27 protein-coding genes and 1 pseudogene are annotated in these 25813 nt (G+C 73.6%); 14 read left to right on the top strand and 14 right to left on the bottom strand.

Annotated features, from left to right (window positions below):
* Positions 1-509 precede the first annotated feature (509 nt).
* The 5 genes from F9B16_RS16975 to F9B16_RS16955 are packed head-to-tail and all read left to right on the top strand — an operon-like array spanning position 510 to position 3718.
* Positions 510-1097 carry a hypothetical protein gene (locus F9B16_RS16975; protein WP_151541047.1) on the top strand — a complete coding sequence of 196 codons (588 nt, stop codon included), beginning with the start codon at positions 510-512 and terminating at the stop codon, positions 1095-1097.
* The gene (locus tag F9B16_RS16970) at positions 1094-1462 is read left to right on the top strand and encodes a hypothetical protein (RefSeq protein ID WP_151541046.1); all 369 of its coding nucleotides are present in this window, start codon (positions 1094-1096) and stop codon (positions 1460-1462) included. The genes F9B16_RS16975 and F9B16_RS16970 overlap by 4 nt, the downstream gene beginning before the upstream one ends.
* A gap of 47 nt (positions 1463-1509) precedes the next feature.
* The gene (locus F9B16_RS16965; protein WP_151541045.1) at positions 1510-2262 is read left to right on the top strand and encodes a LamB/YcsF family protein; all 753 of its coding nucleotides are present in this window, start codon (positions 1510-1512) and stop codon (positions 2260-2262) included.
* The gene (gene pxpB, locus F9B16_RS16960) at positions 2259-2873 is read left to right on the top strand and encodes a 5-oxoprolinase subunit PxpB (RefSeq protein ID WP_151541044.1); all 615 of its coding nucleotides are present in this window, start codon (positions 2259-2261) and stop codon (positions 2871-2873) included. Before F9B16_RS16965 ends, pxpB begins: the two co-directional genes overlap by 4 nt.
* The gene (locus tag F9B16_RS16955) at positions 2870-3718 is read left to right on the top strand and encodes a 5-oxoprolinase subunit C family protein (protein ID WP_151541043.1); all 849 of its coding nucleotides are present in this window, start codon (positions 2870-2872) and stop codon (positions 3716-3718) included. Before pxpB ends, F9B16_RS16955 begins: the two co-directional genes overlap by 4 nt.
* A 61-nt stretch (positions 3719-3779) precedes the next feature.
* Here F9B16_RS16955 and F9B16_RS16950 read toward each other — a convergent pair whose 3' ends face one another.
* The 3 genes from F9B16_RS16950 to F9B16_RS16940 all read right to left on the bottom strand — a co-directional run bounded on the left by F9B16_RS16950 (position 3780) and on the right by F9B16_RS16940 (position 8283).
* Positions 3780-4475: a histidine phosphatase family protein gene (locus F9B16_RS16950; protein ID WP_151541042.1), complete on the bottom strand. Its 696-nt coding sequence runs from the start codon at positions 4473-4475 to the stop codon at positions 3780-3782.
* Between the two features lie 80 nt (positions 4476-4555).
* The gene (locus F9B16_RS16945; RefSeq protein WP_151541041.1) at positions 4556-5641 is read right to left on the bottom strand and encodes a winged helix DNA-binding domain-containing protein; all 1086 of its coding nucleotides are present in this window, start codon (positions 5639-5641) and stop codon (positions 4556-4558) included.
* Between the two features lie 47 nt (positions 5642-5688).
* Positions 5689-8283, bottom strand: coding sequence for an AAA family ATPase (locus tag F9B16_RS16940; RefSeq protein ID WP_151541040.1), 2595 nt, complete (start codon positions 8281-8283; stop codon positions 5689-5691).
* A 185-nt stretch (positions 8284-8468) separates the two neighbouring features.
* Here F9B16_RS16940 and F9B16_RS16935 point away from each other — a divergent pair, with 185 nt between their 5' ends.
* The 6 genes from F9B16_RS16935 to F9B16_RS16910 all read left to right on the top strand — a co-directional run bounded on the left by F9B16_RS16935 (position 8469) and on the right by F9B16_RS16910 (position 13696).
* Positions 8469-9425, top strand: coding sequence for an ABC transporter ATP-binding protein (locus F9B16_RS16935; RefSeq protein ID WP_151541039.1), 957 nt, complete (start codon positions 8469-8471; stop codon positions 9423-9425).
* Positions 9422-10150: an ABC transporter permease gene (locus tag F9B16_RS16930; RefSeq protein WP_151541038.1), complete on the top strand. Its 729-nt coding sequence runs from the start codon at positions 9422-9424 to the stop codon at positions 10148-10150. Before F9B16_RS16935 ends, F9B16_RS16930 begins: the two co-directional genes overlap by 4 nt.
* A gap of 47 nt (positions 10151-10197) precedes the next feature.
* Complete coding sequence (locus F9B16_RS16925; RefSeq protein ID WP_192808829.1) at positions 10198-11448, top strand: sensor histidine kinase; 1251 nt, start codon at positions 10198-10200, stop codon at positions 11446-11448.
* Positions 11449-11581: 133 nt separating this feature from the next.
* Positions 11582-12187 carry a response regulator transcription factor gene (locus F9B16_RS16920; RefSeq protein ID WP_151541036.1) on the top strand — a complete coding sequence of 202 codons (606 nt, stop codon included), beginning with the start codon at positions 11582-11584 and terminating at the stop codon, positions 12185-12187.
* 50 nt (positions 12188-12237) lie between these two features.
* The gene (locus F9B16_RS16915; RefSeq protein WP_151541052.1) at positions 12238-12993 is read left to right on the top strand and encodes a ribonuclease HII; all 756 of its coding nucleotides are present in this window, start codon (positions 12238-12240) and stop codon (positions 12991-12993) included.
* A gap of 73 nt (positions 12994-13066) precedes the next feature.
* Complete coding sequence (locus F9B16_RS16910; RefSeq protein ID WP_151541035.1) at positions 13067-13696, top strand: HhH-GDP family DNA glycosylase; 630 nt, start codon at positions 13067-13069, stop codon at positions 13694-13696.
* A 93-nt stretch (positions 13697-13789) separates the two neighbouring features.
* Here the strand turns inward: F9B16_RS16910 and F9B16_RS16905 are convergent, their stop codons facing one another.
* Positions 13790-15346 carry a TerD family protein gene (locus tag F9B16_RS16905; RefSeq protein WP_151541034.1) on the bottom strand — a complete coding sequence of 519 codons (1557 nt, stop codon included), beginning with the start codon at positions 15344-15346 and terminating at the stop codon, positions 13790-13792.
* Positions 15347-15575: 229 nt separating this feature from the next.
* Between F9B16_RS16905 and F9B16_RS16900 the strand changes: the two genes are divergently transcribed.
* Positions 15576-16703, top strand: coding sequence for a Gfo/Idh/MocA family protein (locus tag F9B16_RS16900; protein ID WP_151541033.1), 1128 nt, complete (start codon positions 15576-15578; stop codon positions 16701-16703).
* A gap of 80 nt (positions 16704-16783) precedes the next feature.
* Here the strand turns inward: F9B16_RS16900 and F9B16_RS16895 are convergent, their stop codons facing one another.
* Positions 16784-17833: a lipoate--protein ligase family protein gene (locus F9B16_RS16895; RefSeq protein ID WP_151541051.1), complete on the bottom strand. Its 1050-nt coding sequence runs from the start codon at positions 17831-17833 to the stop codon at positions 16784-16786.
* Positions 17834-17978: 145 nt separating this feature from the next.
* Between F9B16_RS16895 and F9B16_RS16890 the strand changes: the two genes are divergently transcribed.
* Positions 17979-18944, top strand: a complete 966-nt coding sequence (locus tag F9B16_RS16890; RefSeq protein WP_151541032.1) for a pirin family protein — start codon at positions 17979-17981, stop codon at positions 18942-18944.
* Positions 18945-19028: 84 nt separating this feature from the next.
* Entirely contained in the window at positions 19029-19610 is a 582-nt protein-coding gene (locus tag F9B16_RS16885) for a TetR/AcrR family transcriptional regulator (protein ID WP_151541031.1), read from the top strand.
* Positions 19611-19841: 231 nt separating this feature from the next.
* Here the strand turns inward: F9B16_RS16885 and F9B16_RS16880 are convergent, their stop codons facing one another.
* The 9 genes and pseudogenes from F9B16_RS16880 to F9B16_RS16845 all read right to left on the bottom strand — a co-directional run bounded on the left by F9B16_RS16880 (position 19842) and on the right by F9B16_RS16845 (position 25779).
* Positions 19842-20828 (bottom strand): hypothetical protein, encoded by a 987-nt coding sequence (locus F9B16_RS16880; RefSeq protein ID WP_225991688.1) that lies wholly within the window; start codon positions 20826-20828, stop codon positions 19842-19844.
* 163 nt (positions 20829-20991) lie between these two features.
* Positions 20992-22155, bottom strand: a complete 1164-nt coding sequence (locus tag F9B16_RS16875) for an alpha/beta fold hydrolase (RefSeq protein WP_151541029.1) — start codon at positions 22153-22155, stop codon at positions 20992-20994.
* Between the two features lie 109 nt (positions 22156-22264).
* The gene (locus tag F9B16_RS16870; RefSeq protein WP_151541028.1) at positions 22265-23167 is read right to left on the bottom strand and encodes a LysR family transcriptional regulator; all 903 of its coding nucleotides are present in this window, start codon (positions 23165-23167) and stop codon (positions 22265-22267) included.
* A 28-nt stretch (positions 23168-23195) separates the two neighbouring features.
* A complete protein-coding gene (locus tag F9B16_RS16865) occupies positions 23196-23666 on the bottom strand; it encodes an OsmC family protein (protein ID WP_151541027.1) in 471 nt (156 codons plus the stop codon).
* An 89-nt stretch (positions 23667-23755) separates the two neighbouring features.
* Positions 23756-24382, bottom strand: a complete 627-nt coding sequence (locus tag F9B16_RS16860; RefSeq protein WP_151541026.1) for a GntR family transcriptional regulator — start codon at positions 24380-24382, stop codon at positions 23756-23758.
* A 45-nt stretch (positions 24383-24427) separates the two neighbouring features.
* Positions 24428-24550 carry a carboxymuconolactone decarboxylase family protein gene (locus F9B16_RS53615; protein ID WP_264159717.1) on the bottom strand — a complete coding sequence of 41 codons (123 nt, stop codon included), beginning with the start codon at positions 24548-24550 and terminating at the stop codon, positions 24428-24430.
* 43 nt (positions 24551-24593) lie between these two features.
* Positions 24594-24809: pseudogene (locus F9B16_RS52710) on the bottom strand (carboxymuconolactone decarboxylase family protein); the annotation flags it as partial.
* A 50-nt stretch (positions 24810-24859) separates the two neighbouring features.
* Positions 24860-25369 carry a hypothetical protein gene (locus F9B16_RS16850; protein WP_192808831.1) on the bottom strand — a complete coding sequence of 170 codons (510 nt, stop codon included), beginning with the start codon at positions 25367-25369 and terminating at the stop codon, positions 24860-24862.
* A complete protein-coding gene (locus F9B16_RS16845; RefSeq protein WP_264159718.1) occupies positions 25324-25779 on the bottom strand; it encodes a TIM barrel protein in 456 nt (151 codons plus the stop codon). Before F9B16_RS16845 ends, F9B16_RS16850 begins: the two co-directional genes overlap by 46 nt.
* Between the last annotated feature and the right edge of the window lie 34 nt (positions 25780-25813).

Genomic DNA, 25813 nt, shown 5'->3' with positions numbered 1-25813 from the left:
GTCCCGAGACGGCGACCGCGCGGGAGACGCCGGCCGATCCCCAAGGCCTCCCCGTCCCGCCGCTGCACGGCGGCCCGCACCCGGCGCCCGCGCCGCAGGAGCGGAGCGTCCCGCAGGGGCCGCCCGCCGCTCGGCCGACCGCCCCGCAGCCCGCGCCGTTCGATCCGCAAGGCGTTCCCCCACGGCCGCAGCCCCAGCCCCATGGCTCACCGGCGGCGCCGGGACCGGTCGCAGGACCGCAGCAGACGGCGCGGGACATCCCCCGGCCACCGGAGACGGGCCGCGGAGGCGCTGCCGTTCCGCCTGTGGAGACGCCGGCCGCGTCCAGGTTCCACGAGCCCGCCGCTCGCGCGCGCCCGCACGAGGAACCCCTCGTCCAGAGCGCACCGCCGCCGCAGCCCCCGGCCTTCGACCGCGCCGAGCCCTTGGCTCCGCGTGAGACGACGCCGAGCCCGATGCCCGCGGACCTGCCAGGACCTACGCGTCCCACTGCGGCGCCCCGGCAGGACGTGCCCCCGCCAGTGGGCGACGTCCCGCACGAGACCGTCCCGCAGCCGCAGGGCGATGCGGCTCCGGACGGCGCCGGGCCCATGGACGCCGCGTCCGGGACCGTGGTCATGCAGAAGGTCCTCCGCCGCGAGCACGTGCAGCACTACCTGGAGGGCGGTTACGACCTCGTCGCGGGTTACGTGCACCGGCTCCAGGACGTGGCCGACCTGAACACGCCCGCCGCCCTCATCCGCGGCCTCGGCCTCGTGTACGAGGGGTCGCCCTTCTCGCCCGGCGACGAGGAGATCTTCGTGGTCCGGTGGCCCGCGGTGAAGCCGTCGCTGTTCCGGCGGCCGCTCGGCGGGATCGACGAGTGGAGCATGGGGATCATCCCGGGCGGCTGGGTGATCGAGAAGGCGCCGTTCCCCGGCTCGGGGTACGCACCGGGCGACGGCCCCGCCGTCCCCGAGTTCAAGATCGAGAGCCAGCGGCTGCCGCACGGCGCCGAGCTGTACCGGCTCGACGCGGGCGCGCGCGAGTCGCTGGTCGCGTCGTACGACGCCGACCTGCGCCGCTGGCTCGTCAGGCTGCCGGGAGGACGCGGATGAGGATCCGGCACGGCTTCTTCGCGCGCTGGCGCGGTACCGAGTACGAGGCCAGCCCCGACGGCGACCAGGTGCGGCTCTACGTCGGCGAGCACGCCGACGGGTTCCGGCAGATCGGGCCGGGCAGGTTCGTCCAGGTGGTGCCCGCCTCGGAGGTCGAGGACGTCCGCTACGTCAGCACGTACTGCACGTGGCGCGGCGAGCCGTTCGTGGTGCTCGGCGAGCACCAGGGGTGGCTGCGGGTGGAGTACACGGGCGGCAGGGCGCCGGTGGCCGAGAGCCTCGGCCTGGAGCTGTTCGACCGCGGCGTCTACCAGGCGTGGGCGTCCAAGCACGAGGTCGAGGACGTGCGCGAGGAGTCGGTCTGAGGCGGGCCGCTCCCGGCGGGCGGGGCGATCGGTGGTAGGTCTTGGGCATGGCGGTCATCGACATCAACGCCGACCTCGGTGAGGGGTTCGGCATCTGGGAGCTGGGCGACGACCTGGCGTTGCTCGACGTCATCACGAGCGCGAACGTGGCGTGCGGGTTCCATGCCGGCGATCCGCTCATCATGCGCCGGGTGTGCGCCGCGGCGGTGGAGCGCGGCGTGACCATCGGCGCGCAGGTCTCCTACCGGGACCTGGCGGGTTTCGGCCGCCGCGAGATGGACGTGGCGGCGCCGGAGCTCACCGCCGAGGTCCTCTACCAGCTCGCCGCTCTCGACGGCATAGCGCGCGCGGAGGGCGGCCGTGTGAGCTATGTGAAGCCCCATGGCGCGCTGTACAACCGCATTGCCCGGGACGCCGTGCAGGCCGCGGCGGTCGCGGACGCGGTGCGGGCCTATGACGCGACGCTGCCGCTGCTGACGCTTCCCGGTTCGGCGGTCTACAAGGTGGCCCAGGGGCTGACAGTGGTGGCGGAATGCTTCGCCGACCGCGCCTACACGCCCTCCGGCGGCCTGGTGTCGCGCCGCGAACCCGGAGCCGTGGTGCACGATGCGGACGAGGTCGTGCGGAGGGCCGTCCGTATGGCCGTCGAGGGAACGGTCGTCGCGGCTGATGGCACCGAGGTTGTGCTTCAGGCGCGCTCTATCTGCGTCCACGGGGACACACCGGGCGCGGTGGCGCTCGCGCAGGCGGTCCGTTCCGCGCTGTCGGGCGCGGGCGTCGCGCTGGAGCCGTTCGCGTGAGAGTGCTGCGGGCCGGTGACACGGCCCTGCTCGTGGAGACCGGCGACCTGGCGACGGCCCATCGGCTGAACGCTGCGCTGCGCGAGGCGTCCTGGCCCGGCGTCGTGGACGTCGTCCCCGGGGAGCAGACCGTGCTGGTGGTGGCCGACCCGTCCGCCGACCTCGACCGCCTCGCGGCGCGCCTGCCCGGCCTCCCGCTGCCCGCCGACGCGGAGGGCGACGCCGAACCGGTCGAGATCCCGGTGGTCTACGACGGGGAGGACCTGGACGAGGTGGCGCGCCTCACCGGCCTGTCGCGCGACGAGGTCGTCCGGAGGCACGCGGCCGGTTCGTACACCGTGGCCTACCTGGGCTTCTCCCCCGGGTTCGGCTACCTGACGGGCCTGGACCCGGCGCTGCACGTGGCGCGCCGGGAGTCGCCGCGCACCGCGGTCCCGGCGGGGTCGGTGGCGATCGCGGGACGGTACGCGGCCGTCTACCCGTCCCGGTCGCCGGGCGGCTGGCGGCTCCTCGGGAGGAGCCGGCTGCCGTTGTGGGACGTGACGCGCGACCCGCCGTCCCTGCTGCGGCCGGGGACGCGCGTCCGGTTCGTCCCCGAGGAGCCTTCTTGATCGAGGTCGTCCGGCCCGGGCCGCTGGCGACCGTCCAGGATCTCGGCAGGCCCGGCCTCGCCCATCTCGGCGTGCCGCGTTCCGGCGCGGCCGACGAGCGCGCGCTCCGGCTCGCCAACCGGCTCGTCGGCAACCCGGAGGGCGCGGCGTGCGTGGAGTTCACCTTCGGCGGCGGCTCCGTGCGCTTCCATGTGGACGCCTGGGTGGCGGTCACGGGCGCGCCGTTGCCGGTGTGCATCGACGGGCGTACGCATGGGACGAACGCGCCGTGCCATGTGCGGCGCGGGGCCGTACTGGAACTGAGCACACCCTCGCTTGGTCTGCGCAGTTACCTCGCCGTACGCGGCGGCATAACGGTCGACAGTGTGCTCGGCAGCAGGTCGACCGATCTGCTGTCCGGTCTCGGGCCCGCGCCGTTGTCGCCCGGCACGCGGCTTCCGGTGGGGCCTGCTGCGAACCTGGGCGCCATCACCGTCGACGTGGCTCCGGTCCCGCGCATGCCCGAGACGCCGGTGCTGCGCATCCTGGCCGGCCCACGCGGCGACTGGTTCACCGACGACGCGATGGCGACGCTCACGTCGACGCCGTACCAGGTGTCGCCGGACAGCAACCGGGTGGGCGTCCGGCTCGACGGGCCGCCGCTGGCGCGGTCGCGCGGCGGGGAACTCGGCAGCGAGGGCATGGTCACCGGCTCGATCCAGGTACCGCCGAGCGGCCTGCCCATCATCTTCCTGGCCGACCATCCGACGACAGGCGGCTACCCGGTCGTCGCGGTGCTCGCTGCGGCGTCGGTGCCGGACGCGGCGCAACTGCGCCCAGGGCAGCACGTCCGGTTCCGGAGCTGACGGCAGTTCGCGCCAGTGAGCCTCTAGGGAACGCTAGGAGCCACTAGGGACACGCCTCCTGTCAGGACAGCGGCGCGGGCGCGGACCAGTCCAGGTGCGAGACGTCGTTGAACCCGCGGATCGACGACAGGCCGTTCATCCACACCAGCACCGAGATGGACCCGTTGTCGGGGGTGAGGAACGCGAACGGCCGGGACCCGGTGGCCGCCGCGAGCGCTTGCCCGATCACGCCGCCGTGGGTGAAGATCGCGACGCGCCCGCCGGGATGAGCGGCCGCGACCCGCCCGAGACCTTCCCGGACCCGTTCGGCGAACGCCTCGTCGCTCTCCGCGCCGGGGATGACGTCCCAGCGCTCTTCCGCGACCATGCGCTGGGCGACCGGGTCGTTCTCGGCGACCATCTTGCGGAACAGGCCGCCCTCCCACTCGCCGAGATGCACCTCGCGCAGGGCGGGTTCGACGCGCGGCTCGACGCCGAGCTTGCGCGCCAGCGGGGCGGCGGTCTGCGCGGTCCTGCGCAGCGGTGTCACGTAGACGGCGTCCAGCCGGGTCGAGGCGAGCCGCTCGGCGACCCGGTCGGCCTGCTCGCGGCCCTCCGGTGCCAGCTCGGGGTCGCCCTGGCCGTCCACCAGCGGGAACGGCGCGTCCGGGCGGGCCGGCGCGGAGGCGCCGTGCCGGATCAGCAGCAGCTCGGTCGCGCCTTCCGGCGGCTGGTAACGCTTCTGCCGGTATTCGACCGGCTCGTCCCGCTCGCCCACGAACCGCACCCTATGTGGGCGACCGCAGGCCGCATCACGCCGGGGTCCTCCGGAACCTCGGCGCGCGCCCCCGCCGACGGTCAGGCGAGCAGCCGGCCTAGGCGGGCCCTCTCGGTTTCCAGCGGCTCGGCGGGAAGGTCTTCGAACGCCGTCACGGACGGGTCCCCATCCTTCGCCTCCCACACTCCGGCGACGCGACCCTCGTGCAGGACGACAGGCGAGATCCAGCCGCCCGTACGGCTCACCTCGGCGCGGCGCTCTGCCGGTATCAGATAGGGCGCACCGGTTCCCGCGCCTAGGACGTACTGGTCGAACGCCCCCAGGAGCCGTACCGACGTGGCGGGCGCGGTCGCCTGGAGCTCTTCGACGTGCTGCTCCTGCACGTACATGGGAACGCCCTCGACGTCGACCGTGGACAGGCCGTCCGCGGCGGCGGCGAACCAGCCCTTCACGTCCCTCTTGCGGTTGCCCTTACGCATGAGCCAGTTGTCGAACATCTCGGGTGTGGCCGGCCCGTGCGCACCGAGGTACGCGTGGACGACCGTACGGGCTGCCTCGTCGACGGGCGGCAGCCCCTTCCATGCCGGAAGCCAGTGCTCGGGCGATGTGAAGGTGACCCGCGTTCCCTGCGGCGGCCCGTAGCAGAGGACGCCCCACCAGGCCAGTGGCTTGAGGAGGACCCCCCACCCGGAGCCGAGCACCTCCGCGAGATGCCGCGAGCCCGTCTCCTCCACCACGGCGGTGGTCAGCTCCTCGCGCGTGAGCGCGTCCCCGCCCGCGAGCGCTTCGGCGGCCGCTCCGGCGATCGCCTCCAGGTCGGCGGGGGTCGCGCCGAAGGTCCGCTGCCAGGTGGCCTTCTCCCAGTTGCGGATCGCCGCGCACAGCACGAGGTAGGCGGCGGCCTCGTCGGCCGGAAGCAGGTGCAGTGTGCCCCGCATGGCCCACGTCTTGACGAGCGTCCTTTCGCCCAGGACCGCGCTCGCCACCTCACCTGGCCTGGGCTTCGCCTGGCGCACCGCGACGGCGAGCTCTGCGGCGGACGCGACCTGCGCCTGCACGCCCGCCAGTCGGCGCGCGATCTCGACGGCCGACGCGCCGCCGGGCGGTTCGATGAACTGCCGCCGCATCCGCCAGGCCAGCACCTGCGCCCATGTAACCGAGGTCATCCCTTGATTACACACCGGGCCACCGACGGAGTCGTCCGGGCCGGGGCTCAGGCCAGGCGGTGGGTGAGCTCGGCGAAGGCGTCGCGCACGTCGTCGGCCGTCAGCACGGTCAGGTCGTCGGCGGTCGCGGCGGATCCGAGCCCGGCCGCCCGCAGCGCCCGGCACGCGCACGCCTTCTCGTACAGGGAACGGGCGAAGCGTCCGTTGCCGAGCTCGTCGATGCGGCCCGTCCCGCAGACGCGCTGGAAGACCAGCGCGAGGTCGTCGAGCGCGCGCTCCTCCCACTGGTCGCCGCCCTGCTCGGCTATCAGCTGGGCTATGCGCAGCAACTCGTCGGGACCGTAGGAGGGGAATCCCACGCGGACGTCGAACCGCGACGCGAGCCCCGGGTTGGACGCCAGGAAGCGCTCCATGTCGGCCTCGTATCCGGCGAGGACGACCACGAGGCGGTCCCTGTCGTCCTCGGCGCGCTTCAACAGGACCTGCACCGCCTCGGCGCCGAACGCGTCGCCTCCCGAGTAGCCGGGGTTGGTCAGCGCGTACGCCTCGTCGATGAACAGCACTCCGCCGAGCGCCGAGTCGACCACCTTGTTCGTCTTCAGCGCGGTCGCGCCGAGATGCTCGCCCACGAGGTCGGCGCGCTGCGCCTCGACCACCTCCGGCCGCGCGAGCAGCCCGAACGCCGCGAAGATCCGGCCGAGGACCCGCGCGACCGTCGTCTTGCCCGTGCCCGGCGGACCGGTGAACACGAAGTGCCGCGTCGGCGGCCGGGTGACGAGGCCCTGCTCGCGGCGCATCCGCGCCACCTGCAGCTGCGCGGCGATCTCGCGGACCTGCCGCTTCACCGGTTCCAGCCCGATCATCGCGTCCAGCGAGCCGAGCGCCTCGTCCAGCGTCGGCGTCTCGGCGTAGCCGCGGTACCGCTCGGTCACCTCCGCGAAGGCCGTCTCGACGTCCTCCTCGAGCAGGGTGACGAGGTCGTCCGCGGTGGGCGCGGCCGGATCGCCGGAGGAGGCGACGGCGTCGACGACACGTACGTCCCGCGCGCGCGCCGCCGCCTCGGTGAGCGTGCGGACGAACCGTCCGTTGCCCAGTTCGTCGACGATGCCGCGGCGCTCGACCTCCTCGAAGCGGGCGGACAGCCGGCTGCGGGCGCCGGCCGAGAGCCGGTCCTCGCGCAGGCCGGTGTGGTACTCGGCGATCTGGAGCAGCTCGGCGGGCCGGTACGACGGGAAGCGCACGCGGGTGCCGAAGCGGGAGGCGAGGCCGGGGTTGGAGCCGAGGAACTCCTCCATCTGCGCGTCGTATCCGGCGAGGATTATCACCAGGTTGTCGCGGTCGTCCTCGGCGCGCTTGAGGAGCGCCTGCACGGCCTCGTCGCCGAACCGGTCGGGCTGGCCCTCGGCGGAGTTGACGAGCGCGTACGCCTCGTCGATGAAGAGCAGCCCGCCCAGGGCGGAGTCGATGAGCCGGTTGGTCTTGATGGCGGTGGCGCCCAGGAACTCCCCGACGAGGTCGGCGCGATGGGCCTCCACCACCGTCTGCTTGGGCAGCAGCCCGAACGCGTAGAAGATCTTCGCGAGCACGCGGGCGACGGTGGTCTTGCCGGTGCCGGGCGGCCCGACGAACACGAAGTGCCGCATGGGCTTCTCCGTCGGGACGCCCGCGGCGGCGCGCATGTGGGCGGCCTCGATGGACGCGGCGATGGAGCGCACCTGCCGCTTGACGGGCTCCAGCCCGATCATGGCCTCGAGCTCGGCGAGCGCCTCCGCGACCGAGATGCCAGGTTCGTCCGACCCGGAGGCGTCACCGGACGCCGCCGGGTCCGCGACGCCGGCGGCTTCGGCCGCCTGCGCGGCCCCACGCGGCCGGTGAGCCGCCTGCGCGGCCGCCGCCGCTCCAGAGGACGACCCGGACGCGTCGTCGCGCGACGCGCCGGATGAGGGCCGGGCGGACCCTCCGGTATCGCGCCGGTCCGGGCGGTCGCGCTTCTCCGCGCCGGAGGGGTTCCGCCGAGATCCCACCGTTCCGTCCCCCTTCGGGGTGGCCTGTTCCTGGACCCAGCCGGTCTCGTACGCCTCGGCCGGCACCGCGCGCCGCGCCTGGTCCCAGCGGTAGGCGAGCACCGCGAAGGCGGCGGCCCATCCCGGCAGCACGCTCGCCTGCGGAAGCGGGTGCGCGAGCGCGGCGGTCGCCACGCCCGCCGCGGCGAGCGCCAGCAGCGCCGTCCGCCAGGGCGCGTACCCGCGCAGGCGGAACGCCATGAACGCCACCGGCAGGGCGAGCAGCGCGAGCAGCAGTTCGGGGCTCAGGTAGGGCGGACGCCCGTCGCCCGGGTACAGCCGGCCAAGCGGGACCGACAGCGCCAGCCAGGACGCGACGACCGCGACGACCGCCATCCCCGTGGGCGAGCGGAGCGTCAGGTGGACCACGATGAGCAGGATGACCGCGAACGCCGCCGTGCCGAGGACCGGCCCGTCCACGACGACCACCGCCGACAGCACCAGGGCGACCAGCAGCACCCCGCCGAGGAAGCGCAGCCCCGCCGGGATCTGGAAGTAGCGCCAGCGCAGGCGCTCGAAGAGATCCCGTGCCGCGGCGTCCTTCGCCGGGCGGGAGCGGGACCTGCCAAACAAAGCCATCAATAAGCGAGTAAAGCGCAGGACAGGCCCGAACGGGACTCCCCGCGCCGCGTTCATTGACTCCGGGGAACGCCGCCCGGTCGGGAGTCCTGTTCGCGCCGCCGGGAGACCAGGACATTTGTCCTGCGAAGAACCAGAGGTTCGGCTCTGCAACCGGCCATGGCGCGATCCGTAGCGTCACCGGCATGACAGTCCAGACGACGGAGACGGCGAGCGCGGTCGAGTTCGCCGGCGTCACCAAGAGCTACGGGGCGGTGCGGGCGGTGGACGGGCTCGACCTGCGGCTCGACCGGGGGAGGTCCGTGGCGCTCCTCGGGCCGAACGGAGCCGGCAAGTCGACCGCCATCGGCATGCTGCTCGGCCTGCTGCAGCCGGACTCCGGCACGGTCGCGCTCCTGGGGACGACCCCTGAGCAGGCCGTGCGGGCGGGTCGTGTCGGGGCGATGCCGCAGAGCGGCAGGCTGATCGGCGGGGTGACCGTTCGCGAACTGCTCGGTTTCGTCCGGCTCGCCTATGCCAGGAAGGCCAAGGCGATCGGACACGCCCGCACCGTGCCCGCTCTTACCGAGCTGATGGAGGCGGCGCGGATCGCGGATTTGGCCGGGCGGAGGGCCGATCAGTTGTCGGGCGGGCAGGCTCAGCGGGTCAGGTTCGCGATCGCGATGGCGGGTGCGCCCGATCTGATCGTCCTTGACGAGCCCACCACGGGACTCGACATCGAGGCACGGCGGGAACTGTGGGCCGCGGTCCGCGGGTACGCGGAAAAGGGCGGCACGGTGCTGTTCTCCACGCACTATCTGGAGGAGGCCGACGACCACGCGGACCGCATCGTCGTCCTAGACCGCGGACGGGTCGTCGCAGACGGCACGAGCGAGAGCATCAAGCGGCGCGTGCCGGGCCGCACGGTCAGCTTCGACCTGGCGGGCCGGGCACCGTCCCTGGACGTGCTGCCGGGCGTCGTCAGCAGCGAGGTCAGCGGCGGCCGGGCCAGGCTGCACACCACCGACTCCGACGCGACCGTCCTGGCGCTCGCCGACGCGGGCTTCGTCCGGAACCTGGAGGTGACGGGCGCCCGGTTGGAGGAGGCGTTCCTCACCCTGACCCATGGCCGCGCCGCCGGCGCGGAAGGAGGAGCACGATGATCGTGCCCTACGTCCGGCTGGAGATGGTGCGGCTCTTGCGCGATCCGGGTTACCTGGTGATGAGCCTGATCTCGCCCCTGACCATGTACCTGGTGTTCACCTCGCTGGACCTCACCGGTGAGTCCGGGAACGGCGGCTCGGTGTACTCGATGGTCGGCATGGCCGGGTTCGGCGCCATCGGCGCGGTCATGGGCAGCGGGGTGTCCATAGCCGAGGACAAGCCGATCGGCTGGATACGGCAACTCCGGCTCCTCCCGCTACGGCCCCTGGAGGTCGTCGTCGGACGGGCCTTGTGCGCGATGGTCGTCACGCTCCCGCCGATCCTGTCGGTGTGCCTGGCGGGCGCTCTGGTGAACGGGGTGCTGCTCGGCGCCGGTCAATGGGTCGCGGTACTGGTGCTGCTGTGGGTTGGCATCGCGCCCATCGCCGTCCTCGCCATCGGCCTCGGCTACCTGCTCACCGGCCACCAGGCGCAGATGGCGGGCCTCGTCTGCTACATGGGGCTGTCCCTGCTCGGCGGGCTGTGGGTTCCCATCTCGAAGTTCCCCGGCTGGCTGGAGCGCCTCGCCACCGCCACGCCGATCAACCGCTACGGCGAACTCTCCTGGCGCGTGACCGACGGCGACACCCCGTCCCTGACCGGGGTACTGGTGCTCGCGGGATGGGCGGCGCTGTTCGCCGCTATCGCCGTGTACGGCTACCGGCGCTCGGCGCGTTCGGCGTGAGCGCCGCCTCCCGCGTACCGTTTCCGCGTGAACGAGGAGAGCAGCGGGTGAAGCTGTGGAAGGACGCCCCGCCCCGGCGGACGCCCGACCTTGACCTGGACAAGCTGGACCGCAACGGCCCCGAGGGCGGCGCGTTCGTCTTCTGGCTGGTCATCCTGCTGTGGCCGCTGCGCGACGTCGTCGAGGGCCGGTCCCAGCCGGTGTGGGCGGCGGTCCCCGCGCTGCTCGCGTTCACGGTCGTGCACATCGCCGTCGCCCGCACGGCCTTCGACGGACGGGTGCCCATCAAGGTGCCGGTGGGGCTGCTCATCGTGGAGGCGGGCGTGGCGTCCGCCGCCACCGCCGCCTTCGGGCACCGGTGGTTCACGCTATGGCCGCTGCTAGGGCTGGCCACCGGCGTCGTGGTGGGCCACATGCCCCGCCAGACGAAGGGCCCGGAACTGCCGATGCTCGTCGGGATCGGAGGGGTCTCGGCGTTGTGCATCATCGTCTCGGCGGCCGCCGGGGAGGACGGCCAGACGATTCTCGGCAGCTGGTACGGCGTGGTGACCGCGGCCCTGGTGACGGCGGTACTGCTGCGCCTGTTCACCGTTATCCGGATGCTCCGCGAGGCGCGGGAGGAACTGGCGAAGGCGGCCGTCGAGCAGGAACGGCTCCGCTTCTCCCGGGACCTGCACGACCTGCTCGGCCACACGCTGTCGCTCATGGTCGTGAAGGCGCAGGCCGTCCGGCTGGTCGCCGAGCGCGATCCCGCCGTGGCCGCCGAGCAGGCCGCCGACATCGAGAACGTCGGGCGCCAGGCCCTCGGCGAGGTGCGGCAGGCGGTCTCCGGGTACCGCGGGCGCGGCCTCGGCGACGAGCTCGACGCGGCGGTCACCGCGCTGGCGGACTCCGGCGTGGACGCGGCCGTCCGGCGGGCCGGGCCGCCGCTGCCGCCGGAACCGGACGCGCTGCTCGGCTGGGCCGTGCGGGAGGGCGTCACGAACGTGATCCGGCACAGCGGCGCCCGGCACTGCACCATCACGATCCGCAACGACGGCGGCAGCGCGACCGTGCAGATCAGCGACGACGGGACCGGCCCTGGCCGGCACACAGCGGAAGCGGTCGACACCGTGCAGGCGGACGAAGCGGGCGGGAACGGCGATCAGCTCCGCGCGGATACCCTCCGCCTTTCGCTCGGCCCGGGCGGGCACGGCCTGCGGGGCCTGGCGGAACGGATGGAGGCCGCCGGCGGCACCCTCGAGACCGGACCGGCGCCCGGCGGCGGGTTCCTGCTGACGGCGACCGTGCCGATCTGACGGGCGCCGCCCAGCGGACGACAAGGCGGCGCACGGCCGCGGCGGCGGTCTGGGATCGGACGGCTGAGCCGCGGTCCGGAGCCGGACGGCGGCCTCCGTGGCGCCGGTGGACAATGGGGCCGGGAGGAAGCCCGTGATCAAAGTTCTGCTCGCCGAGGACCAGGGCATGATGCGCGGCGCGCTCGCGCTGCTGCTGGGCCTCGAAGAGGACCTGGAGGTCGTCGCCCAGGTCGGTGACGGTGCGCGGGTGCTCGAGGAGGCCCTGCGGACGCGTCCGGACGTGGCGGTGCTCGACATCGAGATGCCGGGCCGCAGCGGCCTGGACGTCGCGGCCGACCTGCGCCGCGACCTGCCCGGCTGCAAGGTCCTCATCGTCACCACGTTCGGCCGTCCCGGCTACCTGCGCCGGGCGATGGAGGCGGGCGCGAGCGGCTTCCTCGTGAAGGACGGCCCGATCGAGGACCTCGTGGCGGCGCTCCGCCGCGTCCTGGCCGGGGAGCAGGTCGTCGACCCCGCCCTGGCGACCGCGGCGCTGTCGGTAGGCCCGAACCCGCTGACCGAGCGGGAGCGGGACGTGCTGTCCGCCGCCTCTGACGGCGCGACCATCGCCGACATCGCCGGGCGCCTGCACCTGTCGGAGAGCACCGTCCGCAACTACCTGTCCTCGGCGATCGGCAAGACGGGTGCGCGCAATCGCATCGAGGCGGTGGGCACGGCCCGCCACAATGGCTGGCTGTGACCACCGAACACGTCCCTGAGGACGCCCCTTCCACCGGCGCGGCCGACGCGCTGCCCGGCCTCGATCCCGCTTCCCCGGCGCCCGGGGGCGCGCCCCGTACCGCCGGCTACGAGATCGAGCGGGAACTGCGGGACGCGCTCGGCGGCGGCGGGCCGGTCCGGATCGCGGGCGTGGACGAGGTCGGCCGCGGCGCCTGGGCGGGCCCGGTCGTGGTCTGCGCGGCGGTGACCGACCTCAGCGCGCCGCCGGTGCTGCGCGGACGCGGGGATCGGACCGTCGCGCTGACCGACTCCAAGCTGCTCACGGCCGCGCACCGCGCCGCGTTCGCCGACGTCCTGCCGGGCTGGCTGGCCGGGCACGCGATCGGTGCGTCCGCCCCGGAGGAGATCGACGAGGTCGGTATGACCGAGGCGCTGCGGCGCGCCGCCGTACGCGCGCTGGAGGCGCTGCCGCATCCGCCGGACGTGGTGATCCTGGACGGCAAGCACGACTTCCTGCGCCGCCCCTGGCGGGTTCGCTGCGAGATCAAGGCGGACCAGCGGTCGGTGACGGTCGCGGCGGCGTCGGTCCTGGCGAAGGTCCACAGGGACGGCCTGATGGCGGACCTGGAGCACGAGCACCCGGGCTATGGATTCGCCGACAGCGCCGGATATCCGTCGCCCGTCCACCAGCGGGCCCTGGAGGAGTCCGGGCCGACCCCGCATCACCGGCTCTCCTGGTCCTACCTCGACGATCTGCCCCGGTGGCGGCACCTGAAGAAGCACCGCGACCCGCTCGCCGGGGAGGGACAGCTCAGCCTCCTGTGACGGCGCTCCCGCGCGGGCGCATGAGTCAAGCCCCTCAGCCCGGGTACGCGTCGCGTTACGGGAGGTGCAAGCCATGGACGCTGTCGTCAGGAAGCTGCTGCGCGAATCCGGGGAGACGTTCGCCGAGGAGGCGGGGATTCCGCTCAAGGACCAGCCCGCCGCGCTCTTCAAACTGCTCGTCATGGCGAACCTGCTGAGCGCCCGGATCTCGTCGGACATCGCGCTGGCGGCCGCACGGGAACTGTTCGAGGCGGGCGGCGGGACGCCCCGCGGCATGGCCAAGCTGACCTGGCAGGAACGGGTGGACGCGCTGGGGCGCGGCCACTACGTCCGCTATGACGAGAGCACCGCGACGCGGCTCGGGGACATGGCGGAGATGGTCCAGGACAAGTACAAGGGCGATCTCCGCAAGCTCGCCATAGAGGCGGGACGCGATCCGCACAAAGCCGCCGAGTTGCTCCAGGAGTTCCCCGGCATCGGGCCGACGGGCGTGGACATCTTCTGCAGAGAGGCCCAGGCGATGTGGCCGTGGCTGCGCCCCTACGTCGACTCGCAGGTCAAGAAGGGCGCGGAGCGGGTGGGTCTGCCCACCGACGCCGGCAAGCTCGCCTCCAAGGTCCCGGAGAAGGACCTCGCCCGGCTGAGCGCCGCGCTGGTGCGGGTGGCCCGCGACAAGAAGCTCGCCGACACCGTCAAGGCCTGACAAGCGCGTACGCGCGTTCGCCAGAGTCACCGGCCGTCCCCCGGCAGGGGGCGCGCACCGCAGCCCCTCGCGCGCCCCCTGCCGTACCCGTGCTCAGTCCTTGCCGCGGGCGGCCACCCACTCCAGGTTCCAGCCGTACGCCTCGTCGACCGACATCTTCCCCCAGCGGGGGCGGCCCGGCGGCGGCAGCACGAACCGGCCTTCGCGGCGGACGACCAGTTCCCCGCCCACGTTCTCGATGAGCGCGAGCACGGCGTCGCGGGAGCCGTCCATGCAGTCGTCCATGCGCATCTCGATCGGCGGCGCGTTCACCGGGAACAGGGTGGCGATCGCGTCCAGGCCGCGGAAGTCGTCCGCGCCGTCGTAGATCTCGGCGAAGACCAGGATCCGCTTGAAGTCGGCGGTGTGGTCCAGGTTGATGGTGAGGTTCTCACCGCTCTCGATCGCGCCGGTGCGGTCGTCGGCGTCGAGCTTGATGAACGGCGGGCGGTCCAGCGCGCCCATGTCGCCGAGCGCGTGGATGATGCCACGGCGGCCGCTCTGCAGCTCCCAGAGGCAGCACAGGTCGAGGTCCAGGTCGACGCCGCGGCGGCGCTTCCCGAGCCGTCCCTTGGCGACGCCCTCGCGCGCGGTCCAGTTGAGGTTGACCCGCATGTGGCCGGAGGTCGCGCCGTGCTTGGTGAGCGACACCGTCGGCTTGCTCTTGGTCAGTGATATCTTCCCGCCCTCCGGCGCGGGGGCCTGCGGAGGCGCCGCCTGGGGAGGCGGTCCCTGCGGTGGCCCCTGCGGCTGCCCGTATCCGGGCGGGGGCGGAGGAGCGTACTGCCCCGGAGGAGGAGGCATGTACTGGCCGCCCGGCGGCGGCGGCGGTGGCGGTGCGTATTCGCCGGGCGGGGGCGCGTACTGGCCCGGCCCTGGCGGCGGAGCGTACTGGCCAGGCCCCGGAGGGGGCGGGGCGTACTGGCCGGGCGGAGGCGGCATGTACTGGCCGCCGGGCGGCGCGTACTGCTCCGGCGGGGCCTGCGGGGGCGGCGGGGCCTGCGGGGGCGGCGGGGCCTGCGGCTGAGGCTGCGCGGGAGCGGGCGCCTGCGGAGGCGGCGGCGCCTGCGGGGCCGCCCCCTGGCCCGGGTCGTCGACGGAGATGCCGAAGTCGGTGGCCAAGCCCGCGAGCCCGGTGTCGTATCCCTGCCCGACCGCCCGGAACTTCCACCCGCCCTGGCGCCGGTACAGCTCGCCGAGCACGAACGCGGTCTCGCTCGTCGCGCCCTGGCTGTCGAAGCGCGCGATCTCGGTGCCGCCCGAAGCGTCGGCGACCCGCACGTACAGCCCCTGGAACTGGCCGAACGTCCCGCCGTCCGCGGACGCCGCGATCACGATCCTGTCCACGCCCGGCTCGACCCGGTCCAGGTCCGCCGAGAGCGCGTCCACGATGACGGGGCCCTGCTGCTTGCCCTCGTGCCGCACCGCGCCGGACGCGTGCGCCGGCTGGTTGTAGAAGACGAAGTCGTCGTCCGAGCGCACCCGGCCGGACTCGGTCAGCAGCAGCGCCGACGCGTCGGCGTCCGGCACCCCCGGGCCGCCCTGCCAACCGACCTCGACGCGCACCGCGGCGACCGGCACCGCGGTGTTGGCGCCCTTCTGCATGGACATAACGCTCCTCGTCGTCAACCGATGCCGACAACCTACGGGCAGGCGCACGGCACGGCGACCTGCATGTGAGGTGGACGCGCGACACGGCCGCGGAGTTCCGGGCACCCCGCCCGAACACCTGCCCCGCCAATCGGACGGCAACTCTCCGTTTAAGTGGACGAGCCGCGTCCAATTGCGCTACCCTCCTCGGAACCGGACGGGATGCGTCCGGTTGGCGGAGGGGAGCGGCATGGCGGACGGCAGGATCCGGGTGGGCGTCGTCGGAGCGAATCCCGACCGGGGCTGGGCCGCGCGGGCGCACATCCCCGCGCTCCGCGCCCTGCCCGGCTACGAGATCACGGCCGTCGGCACGAGCCGGGCCGCCAGCGCCCGCGCGGCGGCCGACCGGTTCGGCGTCCCGCACGCCTTCACCGACGCCGCCGAGCTCGCCGCGCATCCCGACGTCGACCTGGTGGCGATCACCGTCAAGGTGCCGGCCCACGACGCGCTCATCCGCGCGGCGCTCGGCGCGGGCAAGCACGTCTACTGCGAATGGCCCCTGGCGCTCACCACCGCGGAGGCCGAGGGCCTGCTGCACCTCGCGCGCGACGCCGGCGTCCGGCACGCCGTGGGCCTGCAGGCGCGCTTCTCCCCGGCCGTCCGGTACGCGCGGGACCTCGTCGCCGACGGATACGTGGGCCGGGTGACCTCGGTGAACGTGTACGCGGCGCGCGGCAAGGGCGGCGCCGGCGAGATCCCCGGCTTCGCCGCCTACACGCTCGACCCGTCCAACGGAGCCGGGACGCTCGAGGTCGGCGCCGGCCACACCCTCGACGTCCTGGAGCACCTCGCCGGGGACGTCACGGCCCTGTCGGCGGAACTGGCCGTGCAGCGCACCGCGTACACGGTGGCCGGCACGGACGAGGCGGTGAAGGTCACGAGCCCCGACCAGATCGCCGTCGCCGCCGTCCTCGCCGGCGGCGCCACCGCCGTCGTGCACGTCCACGACGCCAAGGTCACCGCCGCCCGGACCCGGATCGAGATCGCGGGCACAGACGGCGACCTCGCCCTCGTCTCCCCCGGCCCGGGCGCGGCGGCCGGCGTCCAGATCGGCGTCCTGGCGCTCCGCGGCGCCCGCGGCCACGGATCGCCCCGCGAGGAGTTGCCCATCCCGGAGGAGTACCTGTGGGTCCCCGAGCCGGCGCGCGGCGTCGAGGTCCTCAACGTCGCGCAGTTCTACGCCCGCTTCGCCGACGACATCCGGACGGGCGGCCGGACCGTCCCCGGTTTCGACGCGGGCCTGCGCGTACACCGGCTCCTCGACGCCGTCCGCCTGTCCGCCGAGACCGGCACGCGGCGGGAGGTGGCGCAGCCGTGACCTCTCCACCTCGGCGCCCAGCATCAAGCCCAGCATCAAGCCGAACGCCGACCCGAACGCCGACCCGAACGCCGACGCCGTCAGGGGACGCGGGCGGTCCACTCCGGCGTGGTGAACTTGTCGGCGGCGTACTTGTCGGCGAGGCGGAGCTCGTCCTCGGTCAGCCCGTCCGCGACCAGGCCGTACCGGCTCCGGAAGTGCGCGATCATCCGGTCGATGATCTCCTCGCGGGGCAGGCCGGTCTGCCGGCGGAGCGGGTCGACGCGCTTGGCCGCGCTCGCGATGCCCTTGTCGGAGATCTTCTCCCGGCCGATCCGCAGCACCCGCAGCATCTTCGCCGCGTCGATGTCGTAGGACATCGTCACGTGGTGCAGCACGGCGCCGCCGGCGAGCCGCTTCTGCGCCGCACCCGCGATCTTGCCCTCGTCGGAGGTGATGTCGTTGAGCGGCTGGTACCAGGCGCGGATCCCGAGCTCGCCGAGGGCGCCCAGCACCCAGTCGTCGAGGAACGCGTAGCTCTCCGCGAACGACATGCCCGCGACGAGCGAGCCGGGCGCGTACAGCGAGTAGGTGATCGTGTTGCCGGGCTCGACGAACATCGCGCCGCCGCCGCTGACGCGGCGCACGACCTCGACGCCGTACCGCCGGGCCTCCTCGGCGTCGACCTCGTTGCGCAGCGACTGGAAGCTGCCGATGACCACGGCCGGCGACGCCCATTCCCATACTCGCAGCGTCGGCGGCCGGCGTCCCGCGCCGACCTCCTCCGCGAGCACCTGGTCGAGCGCCATGTGCAGCGCGGGCTCCTGCGGCGGCTCGTGGATCAGCCGCCACTCGTGGTCGCGCCAGTCCGACGCGTGGGCGATGGCCCGCCGCACCGCGATCCCGACGGCCTCGGCGGTGATGCCCAGCATCACGGTCCCGGCCGGCAGCCCCGCCTGGACGCGGGCGCCGATCTCCCTGGCCTCCAGCCCCGCGGGCAGCCCGTCCAGAGCGGCGTTGATGGCCTCGAGCGCCTCGTCGGGCTCCATGAAGAAGTCGCCGCTGATCCTGGGGCGGCGCAGCAGGCCGTCCACGACGTCGACATCGGCGACCACGAGCTTGCCGCCGGGGACCTTGTACTCACCGTGCATCACGTTCGTTCAAACCCCCGCGCACCACTTCCGATTCCGCACACCGGAAGCGACGCGCGGAGGATGCGGCGTGGACGCCGACGGTCCCGGGCGGGGCCGCGGCGGCGGCGTTGCATACGGTGTTCCTCAGAAGGGAGTCGGTGCCGTGAGCAATCTTGATGTGCGGCCCAGCGCCGTCGCGTGCGGGGGCCGGGAGGACGTCCCGGGTGGGCCGGTGCACGAGGTGCTGCCACCGCGCCGGGTGCCTTTGGGCGAGAGCACGTTCGTCCGGCGGCTGCTGCCGAGCCTGGGCCGGCGGATGGTGGGCGCCTGGTGCTTCGTCGACCACTACGGACCCGACGACATCGCCGATCAGCCCGGCATGCAGGTGCCGCCGCATCCGCACATCGGGCTGCAGACGGTGAGCTGGCTGCACGACGGCGAGGTGCTGCACCGCGACAGCCTCGGGAGCCTGCAGACCGTCCGGCCGCGCGAGCTGGGGCTGATGACGGCGGGGCGGGCCATCGCGCATTCGGAGGAGTCGCCGCGCGATCATCCGCGCATCCTGCACGGGGCGCAGCTGTGGGTGGCGCTTCCGGACACGCACCGCCGCACCGACCCGGCGTTCGAGCATCACGGCGACCTGCCGGTGGTGACCGGGCCCGGGTTCAGCGGAACGGTGATCCTCGGCGAGTTCGACGGGGCCGCCTCGCCCGGCACGGTGTTCACCCCGATCGTCGGCGCGGACGTCGCCCTGGCGGACGGGGCGGACGTCCGGCTGCCCGTCGAGCCGGACTTCGAGTACGCGGCGCTCACGATGTCGGGCGTCACGGAGGTGGACGGGGTGCGGGCCGAGCCGGGCTCGATGGTGTACCTCGGGTGCGGCCGCCGCGAGCTGCGGCTGCGCGCCGACGGGGCGAGCGGGCTGGTGCTGCTGGGCGGCGAGCCGTTCGCGGAGAAGCTCGTCATGTGGTGGAACTTCGTCGCGCGGTCGGGCGAGGAGATCCGCCGGGCGCGGGAGGACTGGACGTCCGGTGACGGGTTCGGCGTCGTGCACGGTTACGACGGGCCTCCGATCCCGGCACCGGCCCTCCCGGACGTTCCGCTCAAGCCGCGAGGGCGCGTGCGGTGACGGCCGCCCTCTAGCATCGCTAGCGTTTCGATTCCACCTGACAATAGCCTTGCTCGATACACTAGCGATGCTAGGGTCCGATACGTGTCCGCACAGGAACGCCGAGAGCGCGAGCGAGCAGAACGTCACCGGCTGATCGTCCGAGCCGCCCGGGAAATGGCCGAGGCCGACGGCTGGGAGTCGGTCACCACCCGGCGGCTGGCCGAGACCGTCGAATACAGCCAGCCCGTCCTCTACAGCCATTTCAAGGGCAAGGACGCCATCGTCGCGGCGGTGGCCGTGGACGGGTTCGGCGAGCTGGCGGGCCGCTTGCGGGAGGCGCGGACGGCGAGGCCCGCGCCGGAGGAGGCCCTGCGCGCGGTCGCCAGCGCCTACCTGGACTTCGCCCGGGAGCGGCCGGCCCTGTACGACGCGATGTTCGTCCAGCAGATCGACGTGACGTCCGGCACCGGCGAGTCGCCCGAGCAGCTGCGGGACGCGTTCGGGGAGTTCGTGTCCGCGCTGGAGCCGCTCGCGGGCGAGCGGGACGTGGAGACGCTCGCGGAGGTGACCTGGGGGGCGCTGCACGGCCTCGCCACCCTCGCGCACGGGCACCGGCTGCGGCCCGACCGCACCGGCGACCGCCTCGACCTGCTACTCACACCGATCATCGAAGCCGGACACTAAGACCGGACGCTGACGCCCCGGACGCTGACGCTCCGGACGCTGAAGCCCGCCGCTAACGCCCGCCGCTGACGCCGGACGCCTACGCCGGACGCCGACGCCTAACGCCCGACGCCAACGCCCGACGCCCGACGCCAACGCCCGACGCCCGACGCCGAGGGCGGCGGTGGCTTGTGATGCGGGGCCTTGGCGGGGCGGTGGGGGGCCTCGGGCGGCTTCTCGCCGGGCCGCGGGTCATCGGAGCGCGCTGTCGCGCGACCGGACGGCCTTGAGCAGTGCGGCGAGCATGACGATTCCGGCGGCGATGCTCAGCCCGTACTGGACGACGGAGACGGCGGGGTACTCGGGCGCCTCGTAACCGCCAGGCCTGATGAGCGCCCAAGGGAGCTTCCACGCCGCCCATGCGAACAACGATCCCGAAGAAGTGAAGGCGACGGCCATGGGGATCCACAAGGGCATCCTTGGCCGTCCTGTAGCGACGACGCGGATCGCAGCGGCGCCCATGGCCGCCCAGAGGGCGGAGTTGCCGATGAGCAGCCGCCCGTTGACGTCCATCATGTCGCGGTGGGCGGGGGCGAGACCGAGCGTGCCGCCCGCCGTCCAGTACGTCCAGAGGACGACCAACGCTGTGACCAGGAGATACAGCGCCCCCAGGTGGGGACGGCCGAGGCGCGCGGGCAGGCGGTCGCCGACGCGTCCGAGGAACGCGGCCGGCCATCTCTCGCGCAGGTAGACGGGGAGCGCGATGGCGAGCCCCACGGCCATGCCCGCGAAGCCGATGGTGATGAAGACCACCTCCCACGGCGGCATCGCATCCCCGCCGCCGGAGCCGCCCGAGTTACCCGAGCCGCCTCCCGAGTCGCCGCCGAGGAACGCGCTGGCGACCATGTAGGGGATCATCGGGATGAGGAACCCCGCCGCCATCCAGGCGAAGAAGACCACCGGCGCTGCCGGGACGCGGCGTCCGCGAGGTTGCGCGAGGAGCAGCCCCAGGACGACGCCGACGACCGCCATGGCGACGGTGACCGCGTTCAGCAGGATCCAGTCGCCGTCGCTGAAGGACGACGGCGTGTGCCCGAGCAGCGCCGCCACCACCCATACGACCTTGACCAGGAGATACAGCGACAGCGACAGGGCGGCGCCGTAGCCGCCCGCCATGCGCAACGTCGACCATCTGGCGCCGACCTGGTCCGTCTCGACCGGTGCCGCGGTGCCGCTCACCGGTGCGTCCAACCCGTGTTCATGGTGGCGAGCCTCCCGGCGAGCGCCCAGCCGCCGCCTCCCCCACGGGAACCATTCGCCTCACCCGCACGGGCGAGAACGCGTGGAGCCGCCCCCGAAACGCGTGGAGCCGCCCTCGAGGGGACGGCTCCACGCGCGCGCTCTAGCGGTCGGCCGGAAGGAAGCGGTCGATGGCGTCGGCGACCAGGCCGGGCTGCTCGAGCGTCTGCATGTGCGGCGTCCCCGGCAGCACCTCGTACGTGGAGCCCGGGATGCGCTCGGCGACGCCCGACATGATCTCCGGCGTGGTCGAGTAGTCCTCCTCCCCCACGAGGACCAGGGTCGGCGCGTCGAGCGAGGCGAGCTTGCCCTGGACCTCGACGTCCTTGAAGGCGCGCCAGGCGGCGGCCCAGTCGGCGGGGTCGAAGCGCCGGATGAGCTCGCGCGCGTACTGCACGCCCCACCCGTTCGTCGCGAGCGCGGGGGCGGTGAACCAGCGCGTCAGGGTCGGGACGATCTGCGCTTCCATGCCGTCGACCTCGCCGGAGCGCGCCCGTCCTTCGAAGGCGCCGAACGCGTGGTCGGTGGTGGCGAGGAGCGCCAGCGACTCGATGCGCTCGGGCGAGCGCACCGCGAACGTCTGCGCGATGCCGCCGCCCATGGACAGCCCGACCACGTGCGCCCGCTCCACTCCGAACGCGTCGAGGACGCCGCCCATGTCGCGGGCGAGGTCGTCCATGGAGAACGGGCGGGGCGCGCCGGCCGCCGCGCCGTGGCCGCGGAAGTCGTAGGCGAAGACGCGGCGGCCCTGCGACAGGCGCTCCATGATCGGCTCCCACATCCGCCAGTCCACGCCGAGGGAGTGCGAAAGGATCACTGCGGGCCCGTGGTCGCCCTTCTGCGCGACCACGGTCTCGTGGTCGGCCAGCTGGACGCGGTGGAGAGCCGGCTGGTCCGGGACGTCCGCCTCCTTCAGCACCTCATTGACGACGTCCAATGCGTTGAGCGCGCGCGGGAAGCCCGCGTAGACGGCGACGTGCTCCGCGAGCGCGAGCAGTTCGTGGGGCTCGACGCCCTGGTGGAGCGCGCCGCGCACGTGGCTGGCCAGGCGCCGGTCGGCGCCGCCGATGGCCGCCACGATCGCCGCGCTCGCGATCTCCCGGTCCCGGCGGGACAGTTCCGCGCGCGCCAGCGGGCCACCGAACGCCCCGTCGAGCACGGTCTCGTACATCTGCGGAGAAATGCGGCGCACGTCGCCGAAGGCCTGCTCGGCCGGCACGCCCATCAGGCCCTCGTACGCCCTGCGCCCACGCTCGTCACGGTTCATCGTGCCGCTCCTCTTCCGGTAACCCCCGCGCTGTGCGGGACACGTTGATCGTCGCGCCCGCGGCGTCAGATGTCCAAGACATGAATGAGCTGCTGGTGAGATCTCTGGCTTATGACGCGACGGACGCGAAGTCCGGGTGGTCCCGCATGAAGGCGATGAACGCCGACAGTGCCGGCCCCGGCCTGCGGCCCGCCGGCCAGGCCAGCGAGGGCGCCCAGGTCGGCTCCGGATCCAGCCGGACGACGGCGACCGGGAGCCCCGGCTCCTCCGCGATCGAGCGCGGGACGACGGCCGCGGCGAGTCCGACGCTCGCCATCGCCCGCGCCGTGCTGTACTCGCGGGTCTCGAGCCGGATCCGCGCCGCCGCCCCCGCCGCGGCGAGGGCCGACAGCACGATCTCCCGGATCGCCGACCCCGGTGCGAAGCAGGCGAGCTCGATGCCGTCCAGCGCCGCCACCGGCACCCGGTAGCGGCCGGCGAGCGGCGCCGACTCCGCCGTGATGAGCACGAGCGGCTCCTCGCCGAGCGGCAGCGACGCGAGCCGGCGGCCCTCCTCCTGCGGGGGCAGCCGGACGACGGTCGCCGCGTCGAGCCGCCCGCCGTGCAGCCCGGCGATCATCTCCTCGGTGTTGTTCTCCCGCAGCTCGACGTCGACCGCGGGGAACCCGGCGGAGAACTCGGCCAGCAGGCGGGCGAACCTGACCGTCAGCCCGCGCGCGATGCCGAGCCGGATGCGGCCGCGCGTCCCCGCGGCCCAGCCGTGCATCTCCTCCTCCACCGCCGTGATGTCGGCGAGGATCCGTTCGGCGTGCTCGAGGAGGGCGGCCCCGGCCGGGGTGAGCTCCACGCGATGGTTGTCGCGGTCGAACAGGGCGACGCCGAGCTGCCGTTCGAGCTTGCGGATCTGCTGGGACAGCGCGGGCTGCGCTATCTGCAGCTCCTCCGCGGCCCGGGTGAAGTGCAGTTCCCGTGCGACGGCCCGGAAGTATTCGAGCTGGCGAGATCCCATCATCACGCCAGCATCTCACCCAGTGCCGGTGTCAGACCATCGTCATCTCGGGCTCGTGCCGGACCGGGAAGTTCACCGAGGCGGCGATGAAGCACACCTGGTGGGCCCGCTCGTGCAGCCGCGCCGCCTCGCCGGCCCGCGCCGGGTCCGCGAGGGTGACCTCGGGGCGCAGCACGACCTCCTCGAACCGGCCGCCGCCGTCCGGCGTCTCGATCATCGTCCCGTGCGGCCGGTCGACGTAGCCCGTGACGGCGATCCCCTCGCGCGCGCAAAGGCTGAGGTAGGACAGCATGTGGCACTGCGAGAGCGACGCGACGAGCAGCTCCTCGGGGTTCCAGCGGGACGGGTCGCCGCGGAACGAGGGGTCCGCGCTGCCCGCGATCGGCGGCTTGCCGGCGGCCTCCACGTCGTGGGCCCGCTCGTAGGCGCGGTACGAGCTCGTCCCGGATCCGGTGTCGCCCGTCCAGGTCACTGTCACCTCGTAGTGGTGAGTCTTCGCCATCGCGGAACCTCCTCTGGTCGCCCGGACTGTGGTCGCCCGGACTGTGGTCGCCCGGGCTCTGGTCGCCCGGATCGGTAGGGCCGGCGTCCTCAGGTGAGCGTCGCGCCGGTGGCGCGGGCGTGGTCTCCGGCGATGCGGCCGGCGAGCGCCCGGTCGCCCTGGACGATCGCCCGCAGCAGGCGCCGGTGCTCGTCGGCGACCGTGTCCGGGCGGTCCGGCGGGGCGAGCGAGGCGCGGGTCGAGACGATGATCTGGTCCCACAGCCGGTCGAGCGTCTCCAGCGCGATCGGGTTCGCGGCCATCTCCGCGATCCCGCGGTGGAACCCCCGGTTGAGGGCGATGGCCCGGTCGAGGTCGCCGGCGGCCGTGACCTCCTCGAGCAGCGCCGCGTGCCGTTCGAGATCGTCCAGGTCGGCGGGCGGGACGCGGCCGGCCCGCTGCCGGTCGGCGGCGAGTTCCGCGGTGAGCGCCTCTAGCGCGGCTCGCACCGCGTAGGCGTGGCCGAGCCGCTCGGGGGTGAGCGCGTTGACGACCACGCCCCGGCCGGTCCCCTCGACGAGCCCGTCGCCCTCCAGCCGGCGGAGCGCCTCCCGCACGGGCGTCCGGCTCACCTCCAGCGCTGCGCTCACCGACAGCTCGGTAAGCCGCTCGCCCGGCGTGTACCGGCCCGCGACGATCAGGTCCCGGAGCTGCCTGTACACCACGTCCGTCTGCACGCATGCAATGTATGCAATGGATGCTTTGCATGCAACACGCCTTGGTCAGGCCGGTGCGGACGCGGCGATGCCGACGCGGTTCCAGGCGTTGATGGCGGCGATCGTCCAGACCAGGTGCGTCAGCCGCGTCTCGTCGAAGTGCTCGCGGGCGGCGGCGACCACCCTCATCGGGCACGCCCGCGGCGGTGATCAGGGTCATGGCCTCGGCGAGGCCGAGGGCGGCGCGCTCGGGTCCCGTGAACAAGGGGCTCTCGCGCCAAGAGGCCAAGGCCTGGAGGCGATCCTGCCCCTCTCCCGCCGTCAGGGCCGCTCGCGTGTGGAGGGAGAGGCAGACCGCGCAGCCGTTGATCTCGGAGACGCGGATGCGGACGAGTTCGGCCAGCGCCCGGTCGAGCGGCCCGCTCGCGGCCGCGTCGACCCCGGCCATCGCGGCATGGACTCCGGGGGCCGCGGCATGGACGTCGATTCGCTTCCCGGTCATCGCACCTCCTTGGGACGGCGCCCCTGTACCGAATGCATCGCGTACGAGCAGGCGCGGAAGCCGGGGTGGGCCAGCAGCGCCCGCACGTCGGCCAGCTGCCCGTCGGTCATTCCCGCGCGGACGAACTCGTCGCGCAGGTGGCGGGTGTGGTGAGCGAGGAGCCGCAGCCCAGGCGAGCGTGGGGTCCACAGCTCCAGGCGGCATTGCGACGAGACGTCGACGAGCCCTGCCCAGCGCATCGCGCCGGCCGCCTTGCGTCCCCAGGCGACGTCGACGTTCCTCCCGGACATCAGCCGGTTCTTGGTCGTCGTGAACGTCCGGTAGAGGTCGTGCGCGGCGGAGTCGGGAGCTTGCAGGGCCGGGGCGCGCGCCGCGTCGAACTCGTCGATCTGCATGATGCCGCCGGGTCTGAGCGCGCGCACGAGCCGGTCCAGCACCGCGAGGCGTTCGGGCAGCAGCCTCAGCAGGAGCCGGGCATGGACGAGGTCGAACTCGCCTTCGGGCAACGGGTCGCGGACGATGTCGTGCCGCCGATGCCGGTGACCAGTTCGAGCATCCGGTCCGCGCGGTCGCCCGCCCAGCCGGTGCAGTTCTCGTGCGCCAGGACCAGGCCGTGGTCCTCGGCGCGGCGGGCCAGCTCGCGCAGCCGCTCGCGGGCGCGGCGGCCCCACTCCGCGTCGTCCAGGCCGCCGGACGGGTACGACATGACCCGCACCAGCCGCGTGCCGAGGACGGCGCAGCGCCGAGCGAGGATCTCGAGTTCGTCGAGGTCGAGCGCGAAGTCGCCGGTCACCGGGCGCGACCAGTCGCCGATCTTGGACGCGACGGCCGCCACGTCCGTCCCCGCCGCGCCCAGCCGCTCGGCCGCGCCGCGGAACGCCCGCTCGTCCAGCCGCGCGACGGGAGTGCCGCCGATCGTGCGCAGCTCCAGCCGGTTCCAGCCGAGCTCC

It is taken from the genome of Actinomadura montaniterrae (assembly GCF_008923365.1).
Lineage (GTDB): Bacteria > Actinomycetota > Actinomycetes > Streptosporangiales > Streptosporangiaceae > Spirillospora > Spirillospora montaniterrae.
This window is presented reverse-complemented; position numbering and strand designations above follow the sequence as displayed.